Source organism: Pseudomonas sp. zfem005 (assembly GCF_032621735.1).
Taxonomy (GTDB): domain Bacteria; phylum Pseudomonadota; class Gammaproteobacteria; order Pseudomonadales; family Pseudomonadaceae; genus Metapseudomonas; species Metapseudomonas solani.
This window is the reverse complement of record NZ_JAVYJE010000003.1, coordinates 87091-108159: the sequence shown is the minus strand read 5'-3', so window position 1 is coordinate 108159 and position 21069 is coordinate 87091. Positions and strand designations below refer to the sequence as shown.

Below are 21069 nucleotides of genomic sequence, written 5' to 3'. Positions count from 1 at the left end.
GAGCGCCCCGTCCGGTCATTCAGGCATTTTCAGGGCTTGCGGGGAGACGATGATGCCGTTGTTGTCGGCATAGACGAACTCGCCCGGGCGGAAGGTGATGCCGCCGAAGGTCACAGCCACGTTGAGGTCGCCGATGCCGCGCTTGTCGGTCTTCATCGGATGGCTGGCCAGGGCCTGGACGCCGAGATCGGTCTGGGCGATGACGTCCACGTCACGGATGCAGCCGTACACGACTATGCCTTCCCAGCCATTCTTCGCCGCCTTCTCGGCCAGCATGTCGCCCAGCAGGGCGCGACGCAGGGAGCCACCGCCGTCCACCACCAGCACCTTGCCCTGGCCGGGCAGGTCGACCTGCTCCTTGACCAGCGAGTTGTCTTCGAAGCACTTGATGGTGACGATTTCGCCACCGAAGGAATCGCGGCCGCCGAAATTGCTGAACATCGGCTCGACGACCTGCACCAGGTCCGGATAGGCATCGCACAGATCAGGGGTGACGTATTGCATGACAAGGCTCCTTGATGGATTTACAGGTCGAGGCCGACACGATCACCGTCATAAGCCAGCGTCAGCCGAAGCAGCGGCGAACAGGCCGCATCGAGGGCGCGACCACTGTCCAGATCGAAGGCGATCCCGTGGCGGGAACAGCGCAGCACCCTACCTTCGAGCGTACCGTTGTGCAAGGGCGCGCCACGGTGCGGGCAGCGGTTTTCCAGGAGGATCGCCTGCTGATCAACGACGATCAGCAGTAGTTGCCGTCCCTGCACCTGAAAGGTTCCGCGATAGCCATCCTGCAGATTGATCAGACGCTCCAGCGCAATGAACATGCGCCCTCCGGAATCGATGCGGCCCTGCATCTTTAGCACAGCACCGGAGCCCCTGGAATGGGGCTTCCGGCAAAAGGCGCGACAGTCAGGCGGCGGGAACCGCCTGGCCGAACGAGCCGGGAATCTCCAGGCGGTCGAGCCAATGCTCCACCAGCGGCCAGACTTCCTGCTGGGCGTGCTTGCTGACCAGCATCTCGATATGGCCGTAGTCATCGGCGAAGCCGTTCTCGCGGGACAGGCAGAGGAACTGCCGCGTCTCGCTGCCGAACTGTTCCAGCAGCTTGCGGCAGGCCCAGGCGGGGTCCTGCAGGTCACCGGCGGCACCCACCGCCAGCACCGGCACGCGCACTTCGGCAAGGCCTTTCCACCAGTCACGCTCGGCATCGCCGAAACGGCCGAACAGGCCGTGCCAGCGCAGGCTTTCCAGGCCGATGCCGATGGGTTCGTCTTCAGGCCCACGCTTGAGGCCGGGGCCGGACAGCACCGCCAGGCGCTTGAGCAGGAAGCGCCCGCCCCACTCCACCGGCGGCACTTTCAGCGGCCAGTAGACGCGGCTGATCTGGCTGCCGAACAGCGCCACGGAGGCGGCCTCTTCCTCGCCCAAGTAATGCCCGCCCAGGGCGGCCGCGAGGGTGATGCCACCGAGCGAATGACCGATCCAGTGGGGCACCTGGCCTGCCTGTTCGTGGACGAAGGCGGCGATGGCCGGCAGGTCGTAGCGGGCATAGTCGGCGACGCGGTTGCGCCGGTAATCCTGGTTGCGCGGCGACAGGCCGTGGCCACGCATCTCGGCGATCCACACATCGAAGCCGGCGCGAGCCAGGTGCGGGCCGAGCCCCAGGCACTTGGGCGAATACCAGAAGCGACGGTTGGAGAAGCTGCCGTGCAGGAGCACCACGGGTACGCCGCGCTGCTCCTCATGGCCGACCAGGCCCAGGCGGGTGAGGACCAGTTCGACGCTGGAGTCGGGGCTGTTGCCGGGCTTGAGGCGATAGACGTCCTCCGTGATGTCGCCACGGAGTTCCGCGCTGATCAGCGCGACGGGGAATAGATCACTGCTGCTTTGCATGAATGCTACTTGCATGAAAAAGGGCGGGTTTGCAGCCCGCCCTTCTTCTGGTTGCGGTTAGAGGATCACGCCTGGCCTTCGGCCAGGAAGAACCAGGTGTCGAGTACCGAGTCGGGGTTCAGCGACACGCTCTCGATGCCCTGCTCCATGAGCCACTTGGCCAGGTCCGGGTGGTCGGACGGGCCCTGGCCGCAGATGCCGATGTACTTGCCGGCCTTGTTGCACGCGGCAATGGCATTGGCCAGCAGCTTCTTGACCGCCGGATTACGCTCGTCGAACAGGTGGGCGACGATGCCGGAGTCACGGTCCAGGCCCAGGGTCAGCTGGGTCAGGTCGTTGGAGCCGATGGAGAAGCCGTCGAAGAATTCGAGGAACTCATCGGCCAGCAGGGCGTTGGACGGCAGCTCGCACATCATGATGACCTTGAGGCCGTTCTCGCCGCGCTTCAGGCCATTGCTGGCCAGCAGATCGACCACCTGGCTGGCTTCGCCCAGGGTACGGACGAAGGGCACCATGATCTCGACGTTGGTCAGGCCCATGTCGTTGCGCACTTTCTTCAGCGCACGGCATTCCAGCTCGAAGCAGTCACGGAAGGATTCGCTGATGTAGCGCGAGGCGCCACGGAAGCCGAGCATCGGGTTCTCTTCTTCCGGCTCGTAGAGCTTGCCGCCGATCAGGTTGGCGTACTCGTTGGACTTGAAGTCCGACAGGCGCACGATGACCTTTTTCGGCCAGAAGGCCGCGGCCAGGGTGCTGATGCCCTCCACCAGCTTCTCGACGTAGAAGCCGACCGGGTCGTCGTAGCCGGCGATGCGCTTCTCGACGCTGTCCTTGATCTCGGCGGGCAGGCCGGCGAAGTTCAGCAGCGCCTTGGGGTGCACGCCGATCATGCGGTTGATGATGAATTCCAGGCGCGCCAGGCCTACGCCTTCGTTGGGCAGCTGGGCGAAGTCGAAGGCGCGGTCCGGGTTGCCGACGTTCATCATGATCTTGAACGGCAGCTCGGGCATGGCGTCGACCGAGTTCTTGCGGATGTCGAAGCCCAGCTCGCCTTCGAAGATGAAGCCGGTATCGCCCTCGGCGCAGGAAACGGTCACGCCCATGCCGTCCTTCAGCACCTGGGTGGCGTTGCCGCAGCCGACTACAGCCGGGATGCCCAGCTCACGGGCGATGATCGCGGCGTGGCAGGTACGGCCGCCACGGTTGGTGACGATGGCGCTGGCGCGCTTCATCACCGGTTCCCAGTCCGGATCGGTCATGTCGGAGACCAGCACGTCGCCCGGCTGGACCTTGTCCATCTCGGAAACGTCGTGGATCACCTTCACCGGGCCGGCGCCGATGCGCTGGCCAATGGCACGGCCTTCTACCAGGACGGTGCCCTTTTCCTTCAGCAGGTAGCGCTCCATCACGGTAACGCTGGCACGGCTCTTCACGGTCTCGGGGCGGGCCTGCACGATGTACAGCTTGCCATCGTCGCCGTCCTTGGCCCACTCGATGTCCATCGGGCGGCCGTAGTGTTTTTCGATGATCAGGGCCTGCTTGGCCAGCTCGGTGACTTCGGCATCGGTGATGCAGAAGCGGGCGCGGTCAGCACGGTCGACATCGACGGTTTTCACCGACTTGCCGGCCTTGGCTTCGTCGCCGTAGATCATCTTGATCGCCTTGCTGCCCAGGTTGCGACGCAGGATCGCAGGGCGGCCGGCTTCCAGGGTGTGCTTGTGCACGTAGAACTCGTCGGGGTTCACCGCACCCTGCACCACGGTCTCGCCGAGGCCGTAGGCGCCGGTGATGAACACCACGTCACGGAAACCGGATTCGGTGTCCAGGGTGAACAGCACGCCGGCGGTGCCGGTTTCCGAACGCACCATGCGCTGCACGCCGGCGGACAGGGCGACCAGTTTGTGGTCGAAGCCCTGGTGCACGCGGTAGGCGATGGCACGGTCGTTGAAGAGAGAGGCGAAGACTTCCTTGGCCGCGCGGATCACGTTGTCCACGCCACGGATGTTGAGGAAGGTCTCTTGCTGGCCGGCGAAGGAGGCGTCCGGCAGGTCTTCGGCAGTGGCGGAGGAACGCACGGCCACGGCCATGTTGTCGTTGCCACCGGCCATGGCGGCGAAGGCGCTGCGGATCTCGGCATCGAGGCGCTGCGGGAATTCGGCGTCCATCACCCACTGGCGGATCTGCGCGCCGGTCTTGGCCAGGGCGGCGACGTCATCGACGTCAAGGGCGTCCAGCGCGGCGTGGATCTTGTCGTTGAGGCCACTCTGTTCGAGGAAGTCGCGATAGGCCTGCGCAGTAGTGGCGAAACCACCGGGAACGGATACCCCGGCGCCGGCCAGATTGCTGATCATCTCGCCGAGGGATGCGTTCTTGCCCCCCACATGCTCAACATCATGGACGCCGAGCTTATCGAGGGAAACTACGTACTCTACCAAGGGGAATCTCCACTATCTGTTGGATAAGCTCATGCGGAGTGGTCCGCAGCGTTCTGGCGCGAGGCCGGAAAAATAAGTCACAATGCAGGCCGGCGATGGGCCAGCAAAAACGGGCCTATGATAGCCAAGAATCGATCCCGACTTAAGGCCTTTGGCGCATGAAACGAACCGCTTTTTTCATCTCCGACGGTACCGGCATAACCGCTGAAACCCTCGGGCAGAGCCTGTTGGCGCAGTTCGAGACCATTACCTTCGCGAAGCTCACGCGGCCTTATATAGACAGCGTCGAAAAAGCGCGCGCCATGGTACAGCAAATCAATATAGCTGCCGAGGCAGACGGGGCCCGGCCCATCATCTTCGACACCATCGTCAACCAGGAAATCCGTGACATTCTCGCGACGTCCAACGGGTTCATGATCGACATCTTCTCGACCTTCCTTTCCCCGCTGGAACAGGAACTTACGTCGCATTCTTCCTACTCGGTGGGCAAGTCGCACTCCATCGCCCACAGCGCCAATTACATGGAGCGCATCGAGGCGGTGAACTTCGCCCTCGACAACGACGACGGCGCCCGCACCCACTACTACGACAAGGCCGATCTGATCCTCGTCGGCGTGTCCCGCTGCGGCAAAACGCCCACCTGCCTGTATATGGCAATGCAATACGGAATTCGTGCCGCAAACTATCCGCTGACCGAAGAAGACATGGAGCGCCTGCAACTGCCGGCCGCCCTGAAGAAGTACAAGGACAAACTGTTCGGCCTGACCATCGACCCGGACCGCCTCACCGCGATCCGCCACGAGCGCAAGCCCAACAGCCGCTACGCCAGCTTCGCCCAGTGCGAGTTCGAGGTCCGCGAAGTGGAAAACCTGTTCCGCCGGGAAAACATCGCCTACATCAACTCCACCCATTTCTCGGTGGAAGAGATCTCGGCGAAGATTCTCGTGGAGAAAGGCGTGGAGCGGAGGCTCAAGTAAGTCTTTTAGCTGGAAGCTGGAAAGCATTCGACTTCAAGCTTCAGGCTTCCAGCTTCAAGCTAATGCTCTAGAGCGCCTCCCCCGGAACTCTTACTACTCCCTCCATCAATATCCGCGCACTGCGGCTCATGATCGCCTTGGTCACCTGCCACTGGCCGTCCACCTGGCGGGCTTCGGCGCCCACGCGCAGGGTGCCGGAGGGGTGGCCGAAGCGCACGGCGCTGCGCTCACCGCCGCCGGCCGCGAGGTTGACCAGGGTGCCGGGAATGGCGACCGCCGTGCCGATGGCGACGGCGGCAGTGCCCATCATCGCGTGGTGCAGCTTGCCCATGGACAGCGCGCGCACCAGCAGGTCGATGTCGCCGGCCTGCACTTCCTTGCCACTGGAGGTGACGTAGTTCTTCGCCGGCGCGACGAAGGCGATCTTCGGCGTGTGCTGGCGGGTCGCGGCTTCCTCCGGCGTCTTGATCAGGCCCATGCGCAGAGCGCCGGCGATGCGCAGTTTCTCGAACCGCGCCAGCTGTTCGGGGTCGCCATTGATCGCTTCGCGCAGCTCGGCGCCGGTGTAGCCGATGTCCTGGGCGTTGACGAAGATGGTCGGGATGCCGGCAGTGATCATGGTCGCCTTGAAGGTGCCGACACCCGGCACTTCGAGGTCATCCACCAGGTTGCCGGTGGGGAACATCGAGCCGCCCTCCTCGCCGTCGTCCGACGGGTCGAGGAACTCCAGCACGATCTCAGCCGCAGGGAAGGTCACCCCGTCCAGCTCGAAGTCGCCGGTTTCCTGCACCTGGCCGTTGGTAATCGGTACGTGGGCGATGATGGTTTTCTGGATATTGGCCTGCCAGATGCGCACCACGCAGGTGCCGTTATCCGGAATGCGCGACGGGTCAACCAGCCCGGCGTGAATGGCGAAGGAGCCCGCCGCCGTGGACAGATTCCCGCAGTTGCCGCTCCAGTCGACGAAGGCCTTGTCGATGGAGACCTGGCCGTAGAGGTAGTCGACATCGTGGTCGGGCTGGCTGCTCTTCGACAGGATCACGCACTTGCTGGTGCTGGAGGTGGCGCCGCCCATGCCGTCGATATGCGCGGCGTAGGGATCGGGGCTGCCGATCACCCGCATGAACAGCCGATCACGGGCCGCACCCGGCACCTGGCAGGCCTCGGGCAGGTCCTGCAGGCGGAAGAACACGCCCTTGCTGGTGCCGCCACGGATATAGGTGGCAGGGACTTTCACTTGGGGTAGATGAGCCATGGCTTCGTCATCCTGGAATCTGTTGGGTATCGCCGCGCTCAGCGCAGCCCAAGGGCCGCACGCGCTGCGCAGGTTGGGTCGGGCGAAGCAATACCCAAAGGGCACCGCCTCGCCCACCCCGCGTTCCCGTCAGGCTGCGGTCGCCTTGAGGAAGTCCTTGGCGAAGCGCTGCAGCACGCCGCCAGCCTTGTACACACTGACATCGGCGGCAGTGTCCAGGCGGCAGGTGACCGGCACCCGCACCACCTCGCCGTTGCGGCGATTGACCACCAGGGTCAGGTCGCAGCGCGGCGAAATGTCGCCTTCGACGTCGTAGGTCTCGGTGCCGTCCAGGCCCAGGGTCAGGCGCGTGGTGCCCGCCTTGAACTCCACCGGCAGCACGCCCATGCCCACCAGGTTGGTGCGATGGATGCGCTCGAAACCCTCGGCGACTATCACCTCCACGCCCGCCAGGCGCACACCCTTGGCCGCCCAGTCGCGGGACGAGCCCTGCCCGTAGTCGGCACCGGCGACGATGATCAGGTTCTGCTTGCGGTTCATGTAGGTTTCGATGGCTTCCCACATGCGCATCACCTGGCCTTCCGGCTCCACGCGGGCCAGCGAACCCTTCTTCACCTGGCCATCGACCACGACCATCTCGTTCACCAGCTGCGGGTTGGCGAAGGTGGCGCGCTGGGCGGTGAGGTGGTCGCCACGGTGGGTGGCGTAGGAGTTGAAGTCCTCCTCTGGCAGGCCCATTTTCGCCAGGTACTCGCCAGCGGCGCTGTCCAGCAGGATGGCGTTGGACGGCGACAGGTGGTCAGTGGTGATGTTGTCCGGCAGGATCGCCAGCGGCAGCATGCCCTTGAGCGTGCGCTCGCCGGCCAGCGCGCCTTCCCAGTACGGGGGACGACGGATGTAGGTGGACATCGGGCGCCAGTCGTACAGCGGGCTTTCCGCCTCCTCCACACTGCCCAGGTCGAACATCGGGATGTAGACCTGCTTGAACTGCTCGGGCTTCACCGAGGCGGCGACTATGGCGTCGATTTCCTCGTCGCTCGGCCACAGGTCCTTCAGGGTGACCGGGTTGCCCTGGGCATCGGTGCCCAGCGGGTCCTGCTCGATATCGAAACGCACGGTGCCGGCGATGGCATAGGCGACCACCAGCGGCGGCGAGGCGAGGAAGGCCTGCTTGGCGTAGGGGTGGATGCGCCCGTCGAAGTTGCGGTTACCCGAGAGCACGGCGGTGGCGTAGAGGTCGCGGTCGATGATCTCTTTCTGGATCACCGGGTCCAGCGCGCCGGACATGCCGTTACAGGTGGTGCAGGCGTAGGCGACGATGCCGAAGCCCAGCTTCTCCAGCTCCGGCAGCAGCCCGGCTTCCTCCAGGTACAGCTTGGCGACCTTGGAGCCCGGCGCGAAGGAGGTCTTCACCCAAGGCTTGCGCAGCAGGCCGAGGGCATTGGCCTTCTTCGCCACCAGGCCGGCGGCGATGACGTTGCGCGGGTTGGACGTGTTGGTGCAGCTGGTGATGGCGGCGATGATCACCGCGCCATCGGGCATCAGGCCCTGGGCTTCCTCGCCACGGCCCGCTTCGAGCTTGGCTTCGTCGGCGATGCCACGCTCGGCCAGTGCCGAGGTCGGCAGGCGACGGTGCGGGTTGCTGGGGCCGGCCATGTTGCGCACCACACTGCCCAGGTCGAAGCTCAGCACCCGCTCGTACTCGGCGGTTTTCAGCGCGCTGCTCCACAGGCCCAGGGTCTTGGCGTAGTGCTCCACCAGCGCCACCTGCTCCGGCTCGCGGCCGGTGAGCTTGAGGTAGTCGATGGTCTGCTCGTCGATGTAGAACATCGAGGCCGTGGCGCCGTACTCGGGGCACATGTTGGAGATGGTCGCGCGGTCACCGATGGACAGGCTGTCCGCGCCCTCGCCGAAGAACTCGACGTAGGCCCCCACGACGCGCTCCTTGCGCAGGAACTCGGTGATCGCCAGAACGATGTCGGTGGCGGTGATGCCGGGCTTGCGCTGGCCGGTGAGCTCGACGCCGACGATGTCGGGCAGGCGCATCATCGAGGGGTGGCCAAGCATTACGGTCTCGGCTTCCAGGCCGCCGACGCCGATGGCGATCACGCCCAGGGCGTCCACGTGCGGGGTGTGCGAGTCGGTGCCGACGCAGGTGTCGGGGAACGCGATACCGCCACGCGCCTGGATCACCGGGCTCATCTTCTCCAGGTTGATCTGGTGCATGATCCCGTTGCCGGCGGGGATCACATCGACGTTCTTGAACGCGGTCTTGGTCCAGTCGATGAAGTGGAAGCGGTCCTCGTTGCGGCGGTCCTCGATGGCACGGTTCTTCTCGAAGGCGTCCGGGTCGAAGCCCGCCGCCTCAACAGCCAGGGAGTGGTCGACGATCAGCTGCGTCGGCACCACCGGGTTGACCTTGGACGGATCACCGCCCTGCTCGGCGATGGCGTCACGCAGGCCGGCGAGGTCCACCAGGGCGGTCTGCCCGAGGATGTCGTGGCAGACCACGCGAGCCGGGTACCAGGGGAAGTCCAGGTCGCGCTTGCGGTAGACCAGCTGCTCCAGGGCAGCGACCAGTTCCTCCGGCTCGCAGCGGCGCACCAGCTGCTCGGCCAGTACGCGCGAGGTGTAGGGGAGCTTGGCCCAGGCGCCGGCCTGGATCGCCTCGACCGCCTCGGGGGCATCGAAGTAATCCAGCGCAGTGCCGGGCAGGCGTTTGCGGTGTTGGCTATTCACGGTGTCGTTCATGGTGTTTTCCATGATTGGTTATGTGCGGTCTTTGAGCGGCACGAACTTCAGGTCTTCGGGGCCCGTGTAGTTGGCGCTCGGACGGATGATCTTGCCGTCGATGCGCTGCTCGATGACGTGGCTGGACCAGCCCGAGGTGCGGGCGATCACGAACAGCGGGGTGAACATCGCGGTGGGCACGCCCATCATGTGGTAGCTGACGGCGCTGAACCAATCGAGGTTGGGGAACATCTTCTTGATGTCCCACATCACGCTTTCCAGGCGCTCGGCGATGTCGAACATCTTGCTGTTGCCCTGCTCGGCGGACAGCTCGCGGGCCACTTCCTTGATCACCTTGTTGCGCGGGTCGGCCACGGTGTAGACCGGGTGGCCGAAGCCAATGACCACTTCCTTCTTCTCCACGCGGGCGCGGATATCGGCCTCGGCTTCGTCCGGGTTGTCGTAGCGCTTCTGGATCTCGAAGGCCACTTCGTTGGCGCCACCGTGTTTCGGGCCACGCAGCGCGCCGATGGCGCCGGCGATGCAGGAATGCATGTCGGAACCGGTACCGGCGATCACCCGCGAGGTGAAGGTGGAGGCATTGAATTCATGCTCGGCATACAGGTTCAGCGAGGTGTGCATGGCGCGTACCCAGGACTCGCGGGGCTTTTCGCCGTGCAGCAGGTGGAGGAAATGGCCGCCGATGGAGTCATCGTCGGTTTCCACCTCGATGCGCTTGCCGTTGTGGCTGAAGTGGTACCAGTACAGCAAGGCCGAGCCCAGGGACGCCATCAGCTTGTCGGCGATATCGCGGGCGCCGGGGTGGTTATGGTCGCCCTTCTCGGGCGACACACAGCCGAGCACCGACACGGCGGTGCGCATCACGTCCATCGGGTGAGCCGACGGCGGCAGTTGTTCTAGGGCGGTTTTCAGCGCCGCCGGCAGGCCGCGCAGGGACTTGAGCTTGGCCTTGTAGCCGGCCAGCTCAGCCACGTTGGGCAGCTTGCCGTGGACCAGCAGGTGGGCGATTTCTTCGAATTCGCAGCGGTTGGCGAAGTCCAGCACGTCATAGCCACGGTAGTGCAGGTCGTTGCCGGTGCGGCCGACGGTGCATAGGGCGGTGTTGCCGGCGGCGGTGCCGCTCAGGGCCACGGATTTCTTCGGCTTGAAGCCCGGAGTGGTGGTTTCGGTTGTGCTCATTGGTATCTCCTCGAGTCTTTTTGTTCTGATGCGCTGAGTAGGGTGGGCCGGGCGGCGATCCGCTTCAGCCCACCAACAGCGCTGACACGGTGGGCTGAAGCCCACCCTACGACCTGGTTCTACTTCTTGCCGGCGGCGAACAACGCGTCGAGCTTCTGCTCGAAGGCGTGGTAGCCGATGCGGTCGTAGAGCTCCGCGCGGGTCTGCATCAGCTCGATCACGTCCTTCTGGTGGCCGTTCTGGCGGATCGAGGTGTAGACGGCTTCGGCGGCCTTGTTGGCGGCACGGAAGGCCGACAGCGGGTAGAGCTGGATGGCCACGCCGACCGACGCCAGCTCGTCACGGGTGAACAGCGGGGTGGCGCCGAACTCGGTGATGTTGGCCAGCACCGGCACCTTCAGGGCGTCGACGAAGCGCTGGTAGGTCGGCAGGTCATAGGCAGCCTCGGCGAAGATGCCGTCGGCACCGGCTTCCACGTAGCGCAGGCAACGCTCGATGGCGGCGTCCACGCCTTCGGCCTGGATAGCGTCGGTGCGGGCGATGAGGAAGAAGTCCGGGTCGGTCTTGGCGTCGGCGGCGGCACACACGCGGTCGACCATTTCCTCGCAGGAGACGATCTCCTTGCCCGGGCGGTGGCCGCAGCGCTTGGCGCCGACCTGGTCTTCGATGTGGGCGGCGGCGGCGCCGGCCTTGATCAGGTTCTTGACGGTGCGCTCGATGTTGAAGGCGCTGGGGCCGAAGCCGGTGTCGATGTCCACCAGCAGCGGCAGGTCGCAGACGTCGGTGATGCGGCGCACGTCGGTGAGTACGTCATCCAGGGTGTTGATGCCCAGGTCCGGCAGGCCCAGGGAGCCCGCGGCCACGCCGCCACCGGAGAGGTAGATGGCCTTGTAGCCGGCGCGCTTGGCCAGCAGCGCATGGTTGGCGTTGATGGCGCCGATGACCTGCAGCGGGCTTTCCTCGGCAATGGCGTCGCGGAAGCGCAGGCCGGCGGATTTCTGACTCATGACTCACCTCGTTGTTCTTCTGGGAGTTTGGCGACGGCGCCCTGGTAGTGGCGCTCGATGTTGCGCTTGGAAGCACCGATGTGACGGCGCATCAGCAGCTCGGCCAGCTCGCCGTCACGGTCGGCGATGGCATCGAGAATTCGGTGGTGCTCGGCGAAGGCCTGGCGCGGCCGGTTGGGCACGCTGGAGAACTGCAGGCGGTACATGCGCACGAGCTGGTAGAGCTCGCCGCAGAGCATGCGGGTCAGGGTCTGGTTGCCGCTGCCCTGGATGATCCGGTAGTGGAAGTCGAAATCGCCTTCCTGCTGGTAGTAGCCGACACCGGCCTGGAACGCGGCGTCGCGCTCGTGGGTTTCCAGCACGGCGCGCAGATCGTCGATCTCCGCCTGGGTCATGCGCTCGGCGGCGAGGCGGCAGGCCATGCCCTCGAGGGATTCGCGGATTTCGTAGAGCTCGATCAGCTCGGCATGGCTGAGGGAGACCACCCGTGCACCGACGTGGGGCACGCGAACCAGCAGCTTCTGCCCTTCCAGGCGGTGGATCGCCTCGCGCAGCGGGCCCCGGCTGATGCCATAGGCCCGGGCCAGCTCCGGCTCGGAAATCTTGCTGCCGGGCGCGATCTCGCCCTTGACGATGGCCGCCTGGATGCGCCGGAAGACGTGCTCGGAGAGGGTTTCCGAGTCTTCGGCCTGGGTGACGGGTGCTTCTGCTGCATCAAGCATGATTGTCGACACATTTAAAAATCACCCCGCAAAATTAACGCTGCAGCGCCAACCAGTCAAACCAAAAAAACACCCATTGTCGACAATCGTCGTAGATAGCAAAAAATTCATTTGAACCCGTCACAGCCTTAACAAAGCGTCATAAGCGTCTGTCGCCCCGGAAAACCTGCGTGTTAGAATGCGCCGCTCATGCGCCTGGCGGGGCGCTGCTAGACTCGTACGCCAGGCGCCGAGGCCATCAGGCCAGGCATCGGGCATCAGGACCTCGAACACTCTCCAAGGACCCATGACTCTCAAGCCCTTCGCATTGCTCATATGCCTGCTAGCACTGCCAGGCCTCAGCCTCGCCGCCGACAAGACCATCTATGGTCTGAACGAATACGCCCGTCTCTCCGGCCTCGACCTGGTGGTCGCCGCCAAGCTCGACACCGGCGCCAAGACAGCCTCCCTCAGTGCCCGCGACATCAAGCGCTTCAAGCGTGATGGCGAGACCTGGGTGCGCTTCTACCTGGCCATCGACGACGCCCACGCGCACCCCATCGAGCGGCCGCTGGCGCGCATCAGCAAGATCAAGCGCCGTGCCGGCGACTACGATCCGGACGAAGACAAGACCTATACGGCGCGCCCGGTGATCGAGCTCGACATCTGCATGGGCAGCGCCCTGCGCACGATCGAAGTGAACCTCACCGACCGTAGTGCTTTCCAATACCCGCTTCTGATCGGTTCCGAGGCGCTCAAGCGCTTCGATGCACTGGTCGACCCGAGCCTTAAATACGCTGCCGGCCAACCCGGCTGTGCCACTGACGCAAACTCTGCCGAGTAACTCACATGCGCTCTCTTACCCTGCATCTGAAAGTCCTGATCACCCTGCTGGTGACCCTGGGCATTCTGATAACGGCCTACCAGATCTTCATTCAGGGCATCCCGATCACCGAGGATGAGACCGACGACCTCTGGAACATCGACGCCAAGGTCGAATTCCAGGCCAGCCCGCGCGACCCGATCAAGGTGCAGATGTTCGTGCCGCCGCTGAACCGGGATTACGTCAGCCTCAACGAGAGCTTCATCTCCAACAACTACGGCGTGAGCATCAATCGCGTGGACGGCAACCGCAAGGTGACCTGGTCCGCCCGCCGCGCCAGCGGCAACCAGACCCTCTACTACCGTCTGGTGCTGACCAAGCGCTACAGCGGCGAGAAGCCCAAGGACAAGGGGCCGATCTTCCGTGACAGCATCCCGGTCGAGGGTGCCGAGAAGATCGCCGCCGAAGCCCTGCTGGCCCCCATCCGCCAGCACTCGGCCGACGTCGAGACCTTCATCAGCGAGACCATCAAGCGCACCAACAACCTGAACGACGACAACGTCAAGTTGCTGCTCGCCGGCGACCAGAGCACCTCGAACAAGGCCAAGGCCATCGAGCTGCTGCTGTCCATCGCCCACGTCCCGATGGAACGCGTGCACACCATCCGCCTCGCCGCCGACCAGCCGCAGAGCCCCGAGCTCTGGCTGCGCAGCTTCAACGGCGAGAACTGGCTGTACTTCAACCCGGATACCGGCGAGCAGGGCCTGCCCGCCGACCGCCTGGTGTGGTGGACCGGTGACGACAACCTGATCACCGTCGACGGCGGCAAGAAGGCCCAGGTGACCTTCAGCCTGAACAACAGCGAGATGAACGCCATCCGCCTGGCCAAGCTGACCGACGAGAACACCGACGCCGACTTCCTCGAATACTCGCTCTACGGCCTGCCGCTGCAGACCCAGCAGACCTACCAGATCATGATCATGATCCCCATCGGTGTGCTGGTGATCCTGATCCTGCGCAACCTCGGTGGCCTGCAGACCCTGGGTACCTTCACCCCGGTGCTGATCGCCCTCGCCTTCCGCGAGACGCAGCTGGGCTTCGGCATCGCGCTGTTCACCATCATCACGGCGCTGGGCCTGTCACTGCGGTCCTACCTCGAACACCTGAAGCTACAGATGTTGCCCAGGCTATCGGTGGTGCTGACGTTTGTGGTGATCCTCATCGCGGTCATCAGCCTGCTCAGCCACAAGCTGGGCCTGGAGCGCGGCCTGTCCGTGGCGCTGTTCCCGATGGTGATCCTGACCATGACCATCGAACGCCTGTCCATCACCTGGGAAGAGCGCGGCGGTGGCCATGCCTTCAAGGTCGCCATCGGCACCCTGTTCGCCGCCACCCTGGCGCACCTGCTGATGACCGTACCGGAGCTGACCTACTTCATCTTCACCTTCCCGGCCGTGCTGCTGATCATGGTGGGCTTCATGCTGGCGATGGGTCGCTACCGCGGCTACCGCCTGACGGAGCTGTTCCGCTTCAAAGCCTTCCTGAAGGACTGAGCCATGTTCGGCCTGATCAAGACGTGGAAAGCCCTCGAAGCCAAAGGCATCATGGGCATCAACCGTCGCAACGCGGACTACGTGCTGAAGTACAACAAACGGCACCTGTACCCGATCGTCGACGACAAGATCATCACCAAGATGCGCGCCATCGAAGCGGGCATCCACGTGCCGGAAATGTACGGGATCATTTCCACCGAGAAGGAAATCGACAAGCTCGACGAGATCATCGGCGAGCGCAACGATTTCGTGATCAAGCCCGCCCAGGGTGCCGGCGGTGACGGCATCCTGGTGATCGCCGACCGCTTCGAAGGCCGTTACAAGACGGTCTCCGGGAAGATCATCAGCCACGAGGAGATCGAGCATCAGATCTCCTCGATCCTCACCGGCCTCTACTCCCTCGGCGGGCACCGTGACCGCGCGCTGATCGAGTACCGCGTGACGCCTGACCAGATCTTCAAGAGCATCAGCTACGAGGGCGTACCGGACATTCGCATCATCGTGCTCATGGGCTACCCCGTGATGGCGATGCTGCGCCTGCCCACGCGCCAGTCCAACGGCAAGGCCAACCTGCACCAGGGTGCCATCGGCGTGGGCGTCGATCTCGCCACCGGCGTCACCCTGCGCGGCACCTGGCTGAACAACAAGATCGCCAAGCACCCTGACACCACCAACGCGGTGGACGGCGTGCAACTGCCCAACTGGGACGGCTTCATGAAGCTGGCGGCCGGTTGCTACGAGCTGTGCGGCCTGGGCTACATCGGTGTCGACATGGTGCTGGACCAGGAGAAGGGTCCGCTGATCCTCGAGCTCAACGCCCGCCCTGGCCTGAACATCCAGATCGCCAACGACTGCGGCCTCACCCATCGCGCCCACGCGGTGGAAGCCCGCATCGCCGAGCTGCAGGAAAAGGGCATCGTGGAAACACCCGAGGAGCGCGTGCGCTTCTCCCAGGAACTGTTCGGCCACGTGCACCCCGCCGAACTCTGATCCGCCCTGCGGCAACAAAAAAGCCCGGCCATGTGCCGGGCTTTTTCATGCCAGGGATTCGGGGTGGAGGTGCGCCGAGATGTAGGGCGGGTGAAACCCGCGAAGGCTCGATGCACGGGATCGTCGGGTTGCACCGACCTACGCCATCCCCCTCAGCCCCCACTACCTGACGATCGCCAGCTCGAATGCGCCCTCGTCCACGTGCTCGTGCACCTGCATGCCGGCCTCACTGACGGCCAGGTCCTGCATCGGGCGCTTGAAGGGCTTGTTGTCGAGGGTGTTGAGGCTGCGGTCCTCGTCGGTGGTGAGCAGCAGCGCGTAGCGCTCGCCCTGGTTGGCGCGGACCTGGACGGTGCCTTCGATGTAGGCGTAGCGGTACCAGGTCTCGCCATGCAGCTGGTAGACGGCGTCGCTCACCAGGCGCGTCGGGCGCTTGGCCTCGTCGAGGAAGAGGATCGAAGGATAGACCACCTGACGATTGGCGAAGCTGCGGATGCGCAGGCCATAGGCGCGCCCGGAGCGCGGCAACTTGAGGGCCGCGTAGTAACTGCGGCCCATGGGGAAGGCGAAGCTGGGGGAGAAGCGGTTGAGTTCCTCGTAGCGCGGCTCCTCGGCGGAAAGCTCGGTGAAATCGCCCTCGGGCAACTGCCCGCAGCATTGGTCGACCAGCCCCTGGTAGAGCGACTTGTCCCGCTCCTCGCTGCCCTCCAGCAAGGCCTTCATCGCCTCGCTGGGCTGGCCGTCCAGCGACGGCAGGATGGCCGCCTTGCGCTCGAACTCCACCTGCCGGCTTTCGGTGTAGGCCACCGGTTGCCCGGCGCCCTCCTCCGCCTGGGGCTCGTCCCCCTTGGCCGGCACCCTGGAGTTGTGGGTACGGCCCTGCTCGTCCACCCAGGTGAAATAGCCCGCACCGTTCTCCGGTCGCGAATAACCGCGCCCTTCCAGCACATCGGCGTCGATGTATTCGGTGGAGCGGGCGCCGCTGGGCAGCAGGTAGTCGCGCTGCCCCGCCGGCACCTGGCCTGCCGCGTAGAAGCTGTTCTGCAGGTTGCCGCTGGCATCCACCCAGGTGAAATAACGGCGCTTCTGCTCGCCACCGCTGTTGCTGCCCGGCCAGCCCGTAGCGCCCTGCTCCTGCAGGCGCGCCAGGTCGCTGCGGCTGATGCGCTGGGCCGCCTGGCGCTGCTGCTCGCCGTAGCGCTCGCCGACGAAGCTGTTGTGCACCCGGCCGTTGTCGTCGATCCAGGTCAGGTAGCGCCCGCTGGCGGCCTGGACCTGGGGCTGGATCGCCAGGGCGGTGATGAGGAAAAGCGCGGCACGGGTCTTCATCAGAATGTCGTCGTGTAGGTCATGGCCACGATGTAGGCCTTCACCGAGGTCTTAACGTCCTGGCCGGCGTAGGGGTTGTAGACCAGGTTGTCGATGCCGGTGCAGTTGAGGTTGCAGCTGGTGTCCGCCTTGGTGCTCTGCGAGGTGACGAAGTAGTTGAAGCCCACATCGATGGTGGTGTCCTTGTCCCAGCGATAGCCCAGGCCCAGGCCGTAGAGCTGGGCATCGCCGATGGGCGCCAGCACGTCGGCCTTGTCGTCGGGAATGGCCGAGGGGCGCCACTCGTAGCCCGCGCGCAGGGCCAGGCGGTCGGTGACGTCGTACTGCGCGCCCACCGCCCAGCTCCAGGTCGCGCGGTAGCCGCGATCCAGGGTCAGGGTGGTGGCGGTGGCGTTGCCGCCGCCGAAGATCTTGGCGATGCGCAGCACGTCCAGCTCGCGGTCGAACTCGATCTCGAATTCGTTCCAGTCGCTGTAGTCGCTCCACTTCAGGTCGGCGTTGAACTGCCAGCGCTCGAAGGGCCGGATCTTGATCCCGGTGGAGAAGTTGTCGGGGTAGGTCATGGTCATGCTGGCATTGCCCACTTCCTCGTCGACATTGCCGTAGGGGAACAGCGGGCTGAGGATGGCGCCGAACACCGCCCCCTGGAAGCCGGTCCAGAAGCCCTGCCAGTCCTTGGAGTAATCCACCCGGTACTTGCCCTGGAGGTGCATGCGCGCCTCGCTCTGGTAGGTGGCGCCCCAGGCGAACCAGTCGGTGGGCTCCCAGAGCACGCCGATGTTCCAGGTGGGCGACAGCGACTGCTGCAGGTCCAGGTCGATATTGGCTAGGCTGTCGTAGGGGCCGATACGGCCGCCGCAGACGTTGAAGATCGGCCCGATCATTTCCTCCAGGCCAGGCTGGCAAAGCACCTCGTTGAGCATGCGGGCGAGGCCGGTGAGCATGCTCGGGTTACGGAAGTCCTCGTTCAGCGCGAGGGCCTGGTGGGAGAAACCCACCGACAGCCCCAGGGACAGTTCGTCATTGACCTGGTAGCCCACGGAGGGCGAGAAATAGGTGATGCGCTGGATCGCCACTTCACGCCCCTGGAAGCGCGCCGGGTCGCTGTCCGAGTCCCGCGAATAGCCCAGAGCCATGGGCGCATAGACGTTGGTGGCGAAGGTGAACTTGGAGCCCGGTGGGTTGATCGACAGGCCCGCCAGGGGTGCCACCAGCAGCGGCATGTCGGTCATGCCGCCCATGCCGGGCAGGTACATGGCCGGCGTCAGGGTGCGGCTGCTGGCGCCGGCCACCGGATCGTCGGTGAAGCCCATGACGTCATAGCCTTCCGGCGCGTCGAACTCAGCGCGGATATCCATCACCCCGGCGATCATCTTCACCGTGGTCTGGCGGCCCTTGAGCTTGGTCAGTGCCGCCGGGTTGTAGTGCACCGCGTCGATCCCGGTGGAGTCGGCGGTCACGGCGTTGGCCATGGCCATCGCCTTGGGGTTGCCAATGGTCAGGTCGTTGGCCAGCTGCGCCTGCACGCCACCCGCCCAACCGGCCCCCAACCCCGCCAGCGCCAAGGCCAGCGGCGAAATTCGCATCGTCATGTCGTCGCCTCGCCGGTTACTGGGCCTTCAGGCCTTTTATGTCCAGAGGAACGGAGAACCCCAGCATCACGTCCGGGGAGTCCTCGGTCATGCCGAAGCCGGCGTTGATGTTGACGATGTAGTCGGGAGAGGTCCGCAGGCCGAGCGAGAAGTTCATGATCGCGCTGGTCTGCTCGGTGCCTTCGACCTCGGTGTCGCCGAAGGTGTAGGTCGGCTTGGTGCTGTAGGCCATCTGGTAGGAGGTGGCCAGGGACACGTCGTAGGACAGCGCGTAGGCGAAGCCCATGCTCAGGGACAGGGTGTTGCCCGGGTCCACATCCTCCAGCAGGCGGCCGCCGCGGTTCTGGTGGATGTTGTGCACCGGCATGTTGTAGGTGTATCCGACCGAGCCGAACAGCACGACCGGGTCGATCACGTAGGAGGTGTTGGCCCCCACGCCCAGGCTGTAGTAGCCGTTGCCGGTGGACAGGTCCGTCTCGTTGTTGATGTCGAAGGGGCTCTCGCCGGTGGGCAGGCCGAGGGTGGCGAACAGGGTGGTGACCGGGCGCCCGCGGGTGGCGGACCAGGGTTGCCAGCGCAGGCTGCCGGAGACGTCGCCGAGGCTGTAGACGTTGACGTCGCGCTCGGTGTCGTACTTGGCCACGAAGGGCAGGCGCACGCTGAAGGTCAGGTTGTCCCAGATGCCGTAGTCGAAGGTGAAGGAGTTGGTGAAGGTGTGCTGGGCTTCGCTGCGGGGAATCACGCTGTAGACGTTGGTGCCGGTGCGGACCTGTTCGATCTGCACATCACGCACCAATGAATAATCGAAGCCGTAGGTGAGCGTGCGCTCGCCTTTCTTCAGCAGGGTGTAGCTCTTCTCCGAGGCCTGGAATACCTGCTCCAGCGCCTTGGCGCTGTCGGCATCCCCTTCTTTCTTGGTCAGCGCCTCACGCGCATCGTCCACCGAGCTCTCCTCGGCCCACAGCGACCCACAGGCGCCAAGCGCCAGCACGGCCAGCCATGCGTATCCCCTCACTCCCATGGCACCTTTACCCCTGGTTTTATTCTTACTTATGCGGGTTTTCTTATTTGCGTCTTATGTACTGGATGTCGCCTCCCGAGCCCAGCTGGTCGATCTGGTTCTCGGTGAATTTGGTGATCTGCGGGAACTGCTGGAATGCCAGCAGGCTGACGGTGCGATCGTCCACCAGGCGCAGGTCGCGCTCGGTCAAGGCCATGGCGTTTGGCGGTTCGTTGCCTGTCGGGTAGATCACGAACAGCACGTTCCCATCCCACACCTCCTCGAACCGGGTGCGGGTGAAGCTGATGTTTCCCAGGGCGGGATCAGCGATGAACACGTGATCGTTGTAGACGTCGCGCACCACTACGAAATGCTTGAAACCACCGTAGTGAATAGGCACCAGCGCGGGGTGTTCCAGTTGGTCGAGGTCCTCGAACTCGGCCCGGAATCCTCCGCTCTTGTAGCCCAGCGCCCCCACGAAGCGTTTCATGTCCAGCAGCGAGAAACCGCGTCGTTCGACGATCTTGTCGGCCTCGCCATAACGCAACAGCCCTTCCATCACCTGGCGCTCCTCGAGGTTGCGCCCGAGGTAGTAGTCCAGCAGCCCGGTCAGCGCGGCGGAACCGCAGCTGTAGTCATAGGCCTGGCGGATGACGTTGCGGAACTGCAGCTGGCTCATGGGCTCCGGATTGACGGTCTCCCGGTAGGGACCGTTGGGCACCATGGCCTGGGTGATGTTCACGGAGCCCTTGGGCTGTGGCTTGGTGTCCACGGCCTGGGTGAATCCGAACAACCCCAGCAGACTGCCGACCAGGATCTCGATCATTGCCGTTCCGAATACAGGGCTTACGAAAGAAAGGCCCGCCGGCCGGAGCCGGCGGGACCTTCCGCATCACAGGGTGGAGCGACCTATCAGTGGCCCCAGACCTTGATGGTGGTACCGGCCAGGTTCAGGTCGCTGACGGCCAGGGAACCGATGCTGGCGGCAGAGGCGTCGCCCATGCGGATGGCACCGACGCTCAGCTCGCCAGTGATGGTCGGCAGGGTGATCTGCAGTTTGTCGCTGGCACCGGCACCGCTGCCACCGTCGATCACGTCAACCAGGATCGGCGCGCTGTCGGAGATGTTGAAGCCGGAGAAGGCAATGGTTTCAAGGCGCAGGCTGCCGGTGGCGCTGCCTTCCTTGTCGTTGTAAACCACGCTGCCGATGGTGCCGTTGAAGTTACCGGAGATGCTGATGCCATCCTGACCGGTAACGCTGGAAAGAGCGGAGTCATCCATGGCTTTCAGATCGGCTTGGGCCATGAAGGGAGCAGCGAGCACAGCAGCGGCGAGAGCCAGTTGTTTGAAGCTTTTCATTGTTGTTATCTCCAAGGTTCACAGGTGGGTTGCCCCGGGGGCCTGCCGCCTACCTCCTGTCAGCGGCAGTCGGGTCGGTTTGCACCGACCTCCAGCACGAGCGCTGCTTCCCTATGCGCGCCGGTCTGGACTCGTGAAGCACTGGGCTTCTCGACCTGGTTCTCACGTTACTGAGCCCCCGCTCCGCTGCCAGCCCATCCAAGGGATGGAGGATGGCAACTTGCT

General features: G+C 64.5%; 18 protein-coding genes. 4 read left to right on the top strand and 14 right to left on the bottom strand.

The window, feature by feature from the left end; translation table 11 throughout:
- Positions 1–15: 15 nt before the first annotated feature.
- The 4 genes from rraA to ppsA form a co-directional block, all read right to left on the bottom strand.
- Positions 16–504, bottom strand: a complete 489-nt coding sequence (rraA, locus tag RTW82_RS07275; protein ID WP_021220316.1) for a ribonuclease E activity regulator RraA — start codon at positions 502–504, stop codon at positions 16–18.
- Between the two features lie 20 nt (positions 505–524).
- Positions 525–824: a Rieske (2Fe-2S) protein gene (locus tag RTW82_RS07270; protein WP_081711524.1), complete on the bottom strand. Its 300-nt coding sequence runs from the start codon at positions 822–824 to the stop codon at positions 525–527.
- Positions 825–909: 85 nt separating this feature from the next.
- A complete protein-coding gene (locus tag RTW82_RS07265) occupies positions 910–1893 on the bottom strand; it encodes an alpha/beta fold hydrolase (RefSeq protein ID WP_316924691.1) in 984 nt (327 codons plus the stop codon).
- A gap of 65 nt (positions 1894–1958) precedes the next feature.
- Positions 1959–4328, bottom strand: coding sequence for a phosphoenolpyruvate synthase (gene ppsA, locus RTW82_RS07260; RefSeq protein ID WP_031288051.1), 2370 nt, complete (start codon positions 4326–4328; stop codon positions 1959–1961).
- 158 nt (positions 4329–4486) lie between these two features.
- Between ppsA and RTW82_RS07255 the strand changes: the two genes are divergently transcribed.
- Positions 4487–5305, top strand: coding sequence for a pyruvate, water dikinase regulatory protein (locus RTW82_RS07255; RefSeq protein ID WP_043243287.1), 819 nt, complete (start codon positions 4487–4489; stop codon positions 5303–5305).
- A 67-nt stretch (positions 5306–5372) separates the two neighbouring features.
- Here the strand turns inward: RTW82_RS07255 and prpF are convergent, their stop codons facing one another.
- From prpF to RTW82_RS07230, 5 genes are all read right to left on the bottom strand, one after another.
- On the bottom strand, positions 5373–6560 hold the full coding sequence (gene prpF / locus RTW82_RS07250) for a 2-methylaconitate cis-trans isomerase PrpF (RefSeq protein WP_316924690.1): 1188 nt from the start codon (positions 6558–6560) through the stop codon (positions 5373–5375).
- A 129-nt stretch (positions 6561–6689) separates the two neighbouring features.
- Complete coding sequence (gene acnD, locus RTW82_RS07245; RefSeq protein WP_316924941.1) at positions 6690–9299, bottom strand: Fe/S-dependent 2-methylisocitrate dehydratase AcnD; 2610 nt, start codon at positions 9297–9299, stop codon at positions 6690–6692.
- Between the two features lie 30 nt (positions 9300–9329).
- A complete protein-coding gene (gene prpC, locus RTW82_RS07240; protein WP_316924689.1) occupies positions 9330–10490 on the bottom strand; it encodes a 2-methylcitrate synthase in 1161 nt (386 codons plus the stop codon).
- Positions 10491–10609: 119 nt separating this feature from the next.
- Complete coding sequence (prpB, locus tag RTW82_RS07235; RefSeq protein WP_316924688.1) at positions 10610–11497, bottom strand: methylisocitrate lyase; 888 nt, start codon at positions 11495–11497, stop codon at positions 10610–10612.
- Entirely contained in the window at positions 11494–12219 is a 726-nt protein-coding gene (locus RTW82_RS07230; RefSeq protein WP_184489306.1) for a GntR family transcriptional regulator, read from the bottom strand. The genes prpB and RTW82_RS07230 overlap by 4 nt, the downstream gene beginning before the upstream one ends.
- A gap of 286 nt (positions 12220–12505) precedes the next feature.
- Here RTW82_RS07230 and RTW82_RS07225 point away from each other — a divergent pair, with 286 nt between their 5' ends.
- Genes RTW82_RS07225 through RTW82_RS07215 form a run of 3 tightly spaced genes read left to right on the top strand, consistent with a single transcriptional unit; the run spans position 12506 to position 15564 of the window.
- Positions 12506–13042 (top strand): ATP-dependent zinc protease, encoded by a 537-nt coding sequence (locus RTW82_RS07225; RefSeq protein WP_236207147.1) that lies wholly within the window; start codon positions 12506–12508, stop codon positions 13040–13042.
- Between the two features lie 5 nt (positions 13043–13047).
- Positions 13048–14574 carry an inactive transglutaminase family protein gene (locus RTW82_RS07220; protein WP_021220327.1) on the top strand — a complete coding sequence of 509 codons (1527 nt, stop codon included), beginning with the start codon at positions 13048–13050 and terminating at the stop codon, positions 14572–14574.
- 3 nt (positions 14575–14577) lie between these two features.
- Complete coding sequence (locus RTW82_RS07215) at positions 14578–15564, top strand: alpha-L-glutamate ligase-like protein (RefSeq protein ID WP_043243282.1); 987 nt, start codon at positions 14578–14580, stop codon at positions 15562–15564.
- A 162-nt stretch (positions 15565–15726) separates the two neighbouring features.
- On the opposite strand, the gene RTW82_RS07210 is transcribed toward RTW82_RS07215, so the two are convergent.
- The 5 genes from RTW82_RS07210 to RTW82_RS07190 all read right to left on the bottom strand — a co-directional run bounded on the left by RTW82_RS07210 (position 15727) and on the right by RTW82_RS07190 (position 20844).
- Complete coding sequence (locus tag RTW82_RS07210; protein WP_316924687.1) at positions 15727–16893, bottom strand: MalM family protein; 1167 nt, start codon at positions 16891–16893, stop codon at positions 15727–15729.
- Positions 16893–18485, bottom strand: coding sequence for an outer membrane protein transport protein (locus RTW82_RS07205; RefSeq protein ID WP_316924686.1), 1593 nt, complete (start codon positions 18483–18485; stop codon positions 16893–16895). Before RTW82_RS07205 ends, RTW82_RS07210 begins: the two co-directional genes overlap by 1 nt.
- 16 nt (positions 18486–18501) lie before the next feature.
- Positions 18502–19506, bottom strand: a complete 1005-nt coding sequence (locus RTW82_RS07200) for a flagellar protein FilC (RefSeq protein ID WP_031288060.1) — start codon at positions 19504–19506, stop codon at positions 18502–18504.
- Positions 19507–19549: 43 nt separating this feature from the next.
- A complete protein-coding gene (locus RTW82_RS07195) occupies positions 19550–20311 on the bottom strand; it encodes a C39 family peptidase (RefSeq protein WP_021220332.1) in 762 nt (253 codons plus the stop codon).
- Between the two features lie 86 nt (positions 20312–20397).
- Positions 20398–20844 carry a DUF6160 family protein gene (locus RTW82_RS07190; protein ID WP_021220333.1) on the bottom strand — a complete coding sequence of 149 codons (447 nt, stop codon included), beginning with the start codon at positions 20842–20844 and terminating at the stop codon, positions 20398–20400.
- Positions 20845–21069 lie beyond the last annotated feature (225 nt).

Excerpts from the sequence above, each read along its gene's own strand:
- RTW82_RS07205 (WP_316924686.1), bottom strand. The coding sequence starts at position 18,485 with ATGACGATGCGAATTTCGCCGCTGGCCTTGGCGCTGGCGGGGTTGGGG.
- prpF (WP_316924690.1), bottom strand. The coding sequence starts at position 6,560 with ATGGCTCATCTACCCCAAGTGAAAGTCCCTGCCACCTATATCCGTGGC.
- prpC (WP_316924689.1), bottom strand. The coding sequence starts at position 10,490 with ATGAGCACAACCGAAACCACCACTCCGGGCTTCAAGCCGAAGAAATCC.
- rraA (WP_021220316.1), bottom strand. The coding sequence starts at position 504 with ATGCAATACGTCACCCCTGATCTGTGCGATGCCTATCCGGACCTGGTG.
- RTW82_RS07220 (WP_021220327.1), top strand. The coding sequence starts at position 13,048 with ATGCGCTCTCTTACCCTGCATCTGAAAGTCCTGATCACCCTGCTGGTG.
- RTW82_RS07215 (WP_043243282.1), top strand. The coding sequence starts at position 14,578 with ATGTTCGGCCTGATCAAGACGTGGAAAGCCCTCGAAGCCAAAGGCATC.
- RTW82_RS07270 (WP_081711524.1), bottom strand. The coding sequence starts at position 824 with ATGTTCATTGCGCTGGAGCGTCTGATCAATCTGCAGGATGGCTATCGC.
- RTW82_RS07265 (WP_316924691.1), bottom strand. The coding sequence starts at position 1,893 with ATGCAAAGCAGCAGTGATCTATTCCCCGTCGCGCTGATCAGCGCGGAA.
- RTW82_RS07255 (WP_043243287.1), top strand. The coding sequence starts at position 4,487 with ATGAAACGAACCGCTTTTTTCATCTCCGACGGTACCGGCATAACCGCT.
- RTW82_RS07230 (WP_184489306.1), bottom strand. The coding sequence starts at position 12,219 with ATGCTTGATGCAGCAGAAGCACCCGTCACCCAGGCCGAAGACTCGGAA.
- RTW82_RS07190 (WP_021220333.1), bottom strand. The coding sequence starts at position 20,844 with ATGAAAAGCTTCAAACAACTGGCTCTCGCCGCTGCTGTGCTCGCTGCT.
- RTW82_RS07200 (WP_031288060.1), bottom strand. The coding sequence starts at position 19,506 with ATGGGAGTGAGGGGATACGCATGGCTGGCCGTGCTGGCGCTTGGCGCC.
- prpB (WP_316924688.1), bottom strand. The coding sequence starts at position 11,497 with ATGAGTCAGAAATCCGCCGGCCTGCGCTTCCGCGACGCCATTGCCGAG.
- RTW82_RS07210 (WP_316924687.1), bottom strand. The coding sequence starts at position 16,893 with ATGAAGACCCGTGCCGCGCTTTTCCTCATCACCGCCCTGGCGATCCAG.
- RTW82_RS07195 (WP_021220332.1), bottom strand. The coding sequence starts at position 20,311 with ATGATCGAGATCCTGGTCGGCAGTCTGCTGGGGTTGTTCGGATTCACC.
- RTW82_RS07225 (WP_236207147.1), top strand. The coding sequence starts at position 12,506 with ATGACTCTCAAGCCCTTCGCATTGCTCATATGCCTGCTAGCACTGCCA.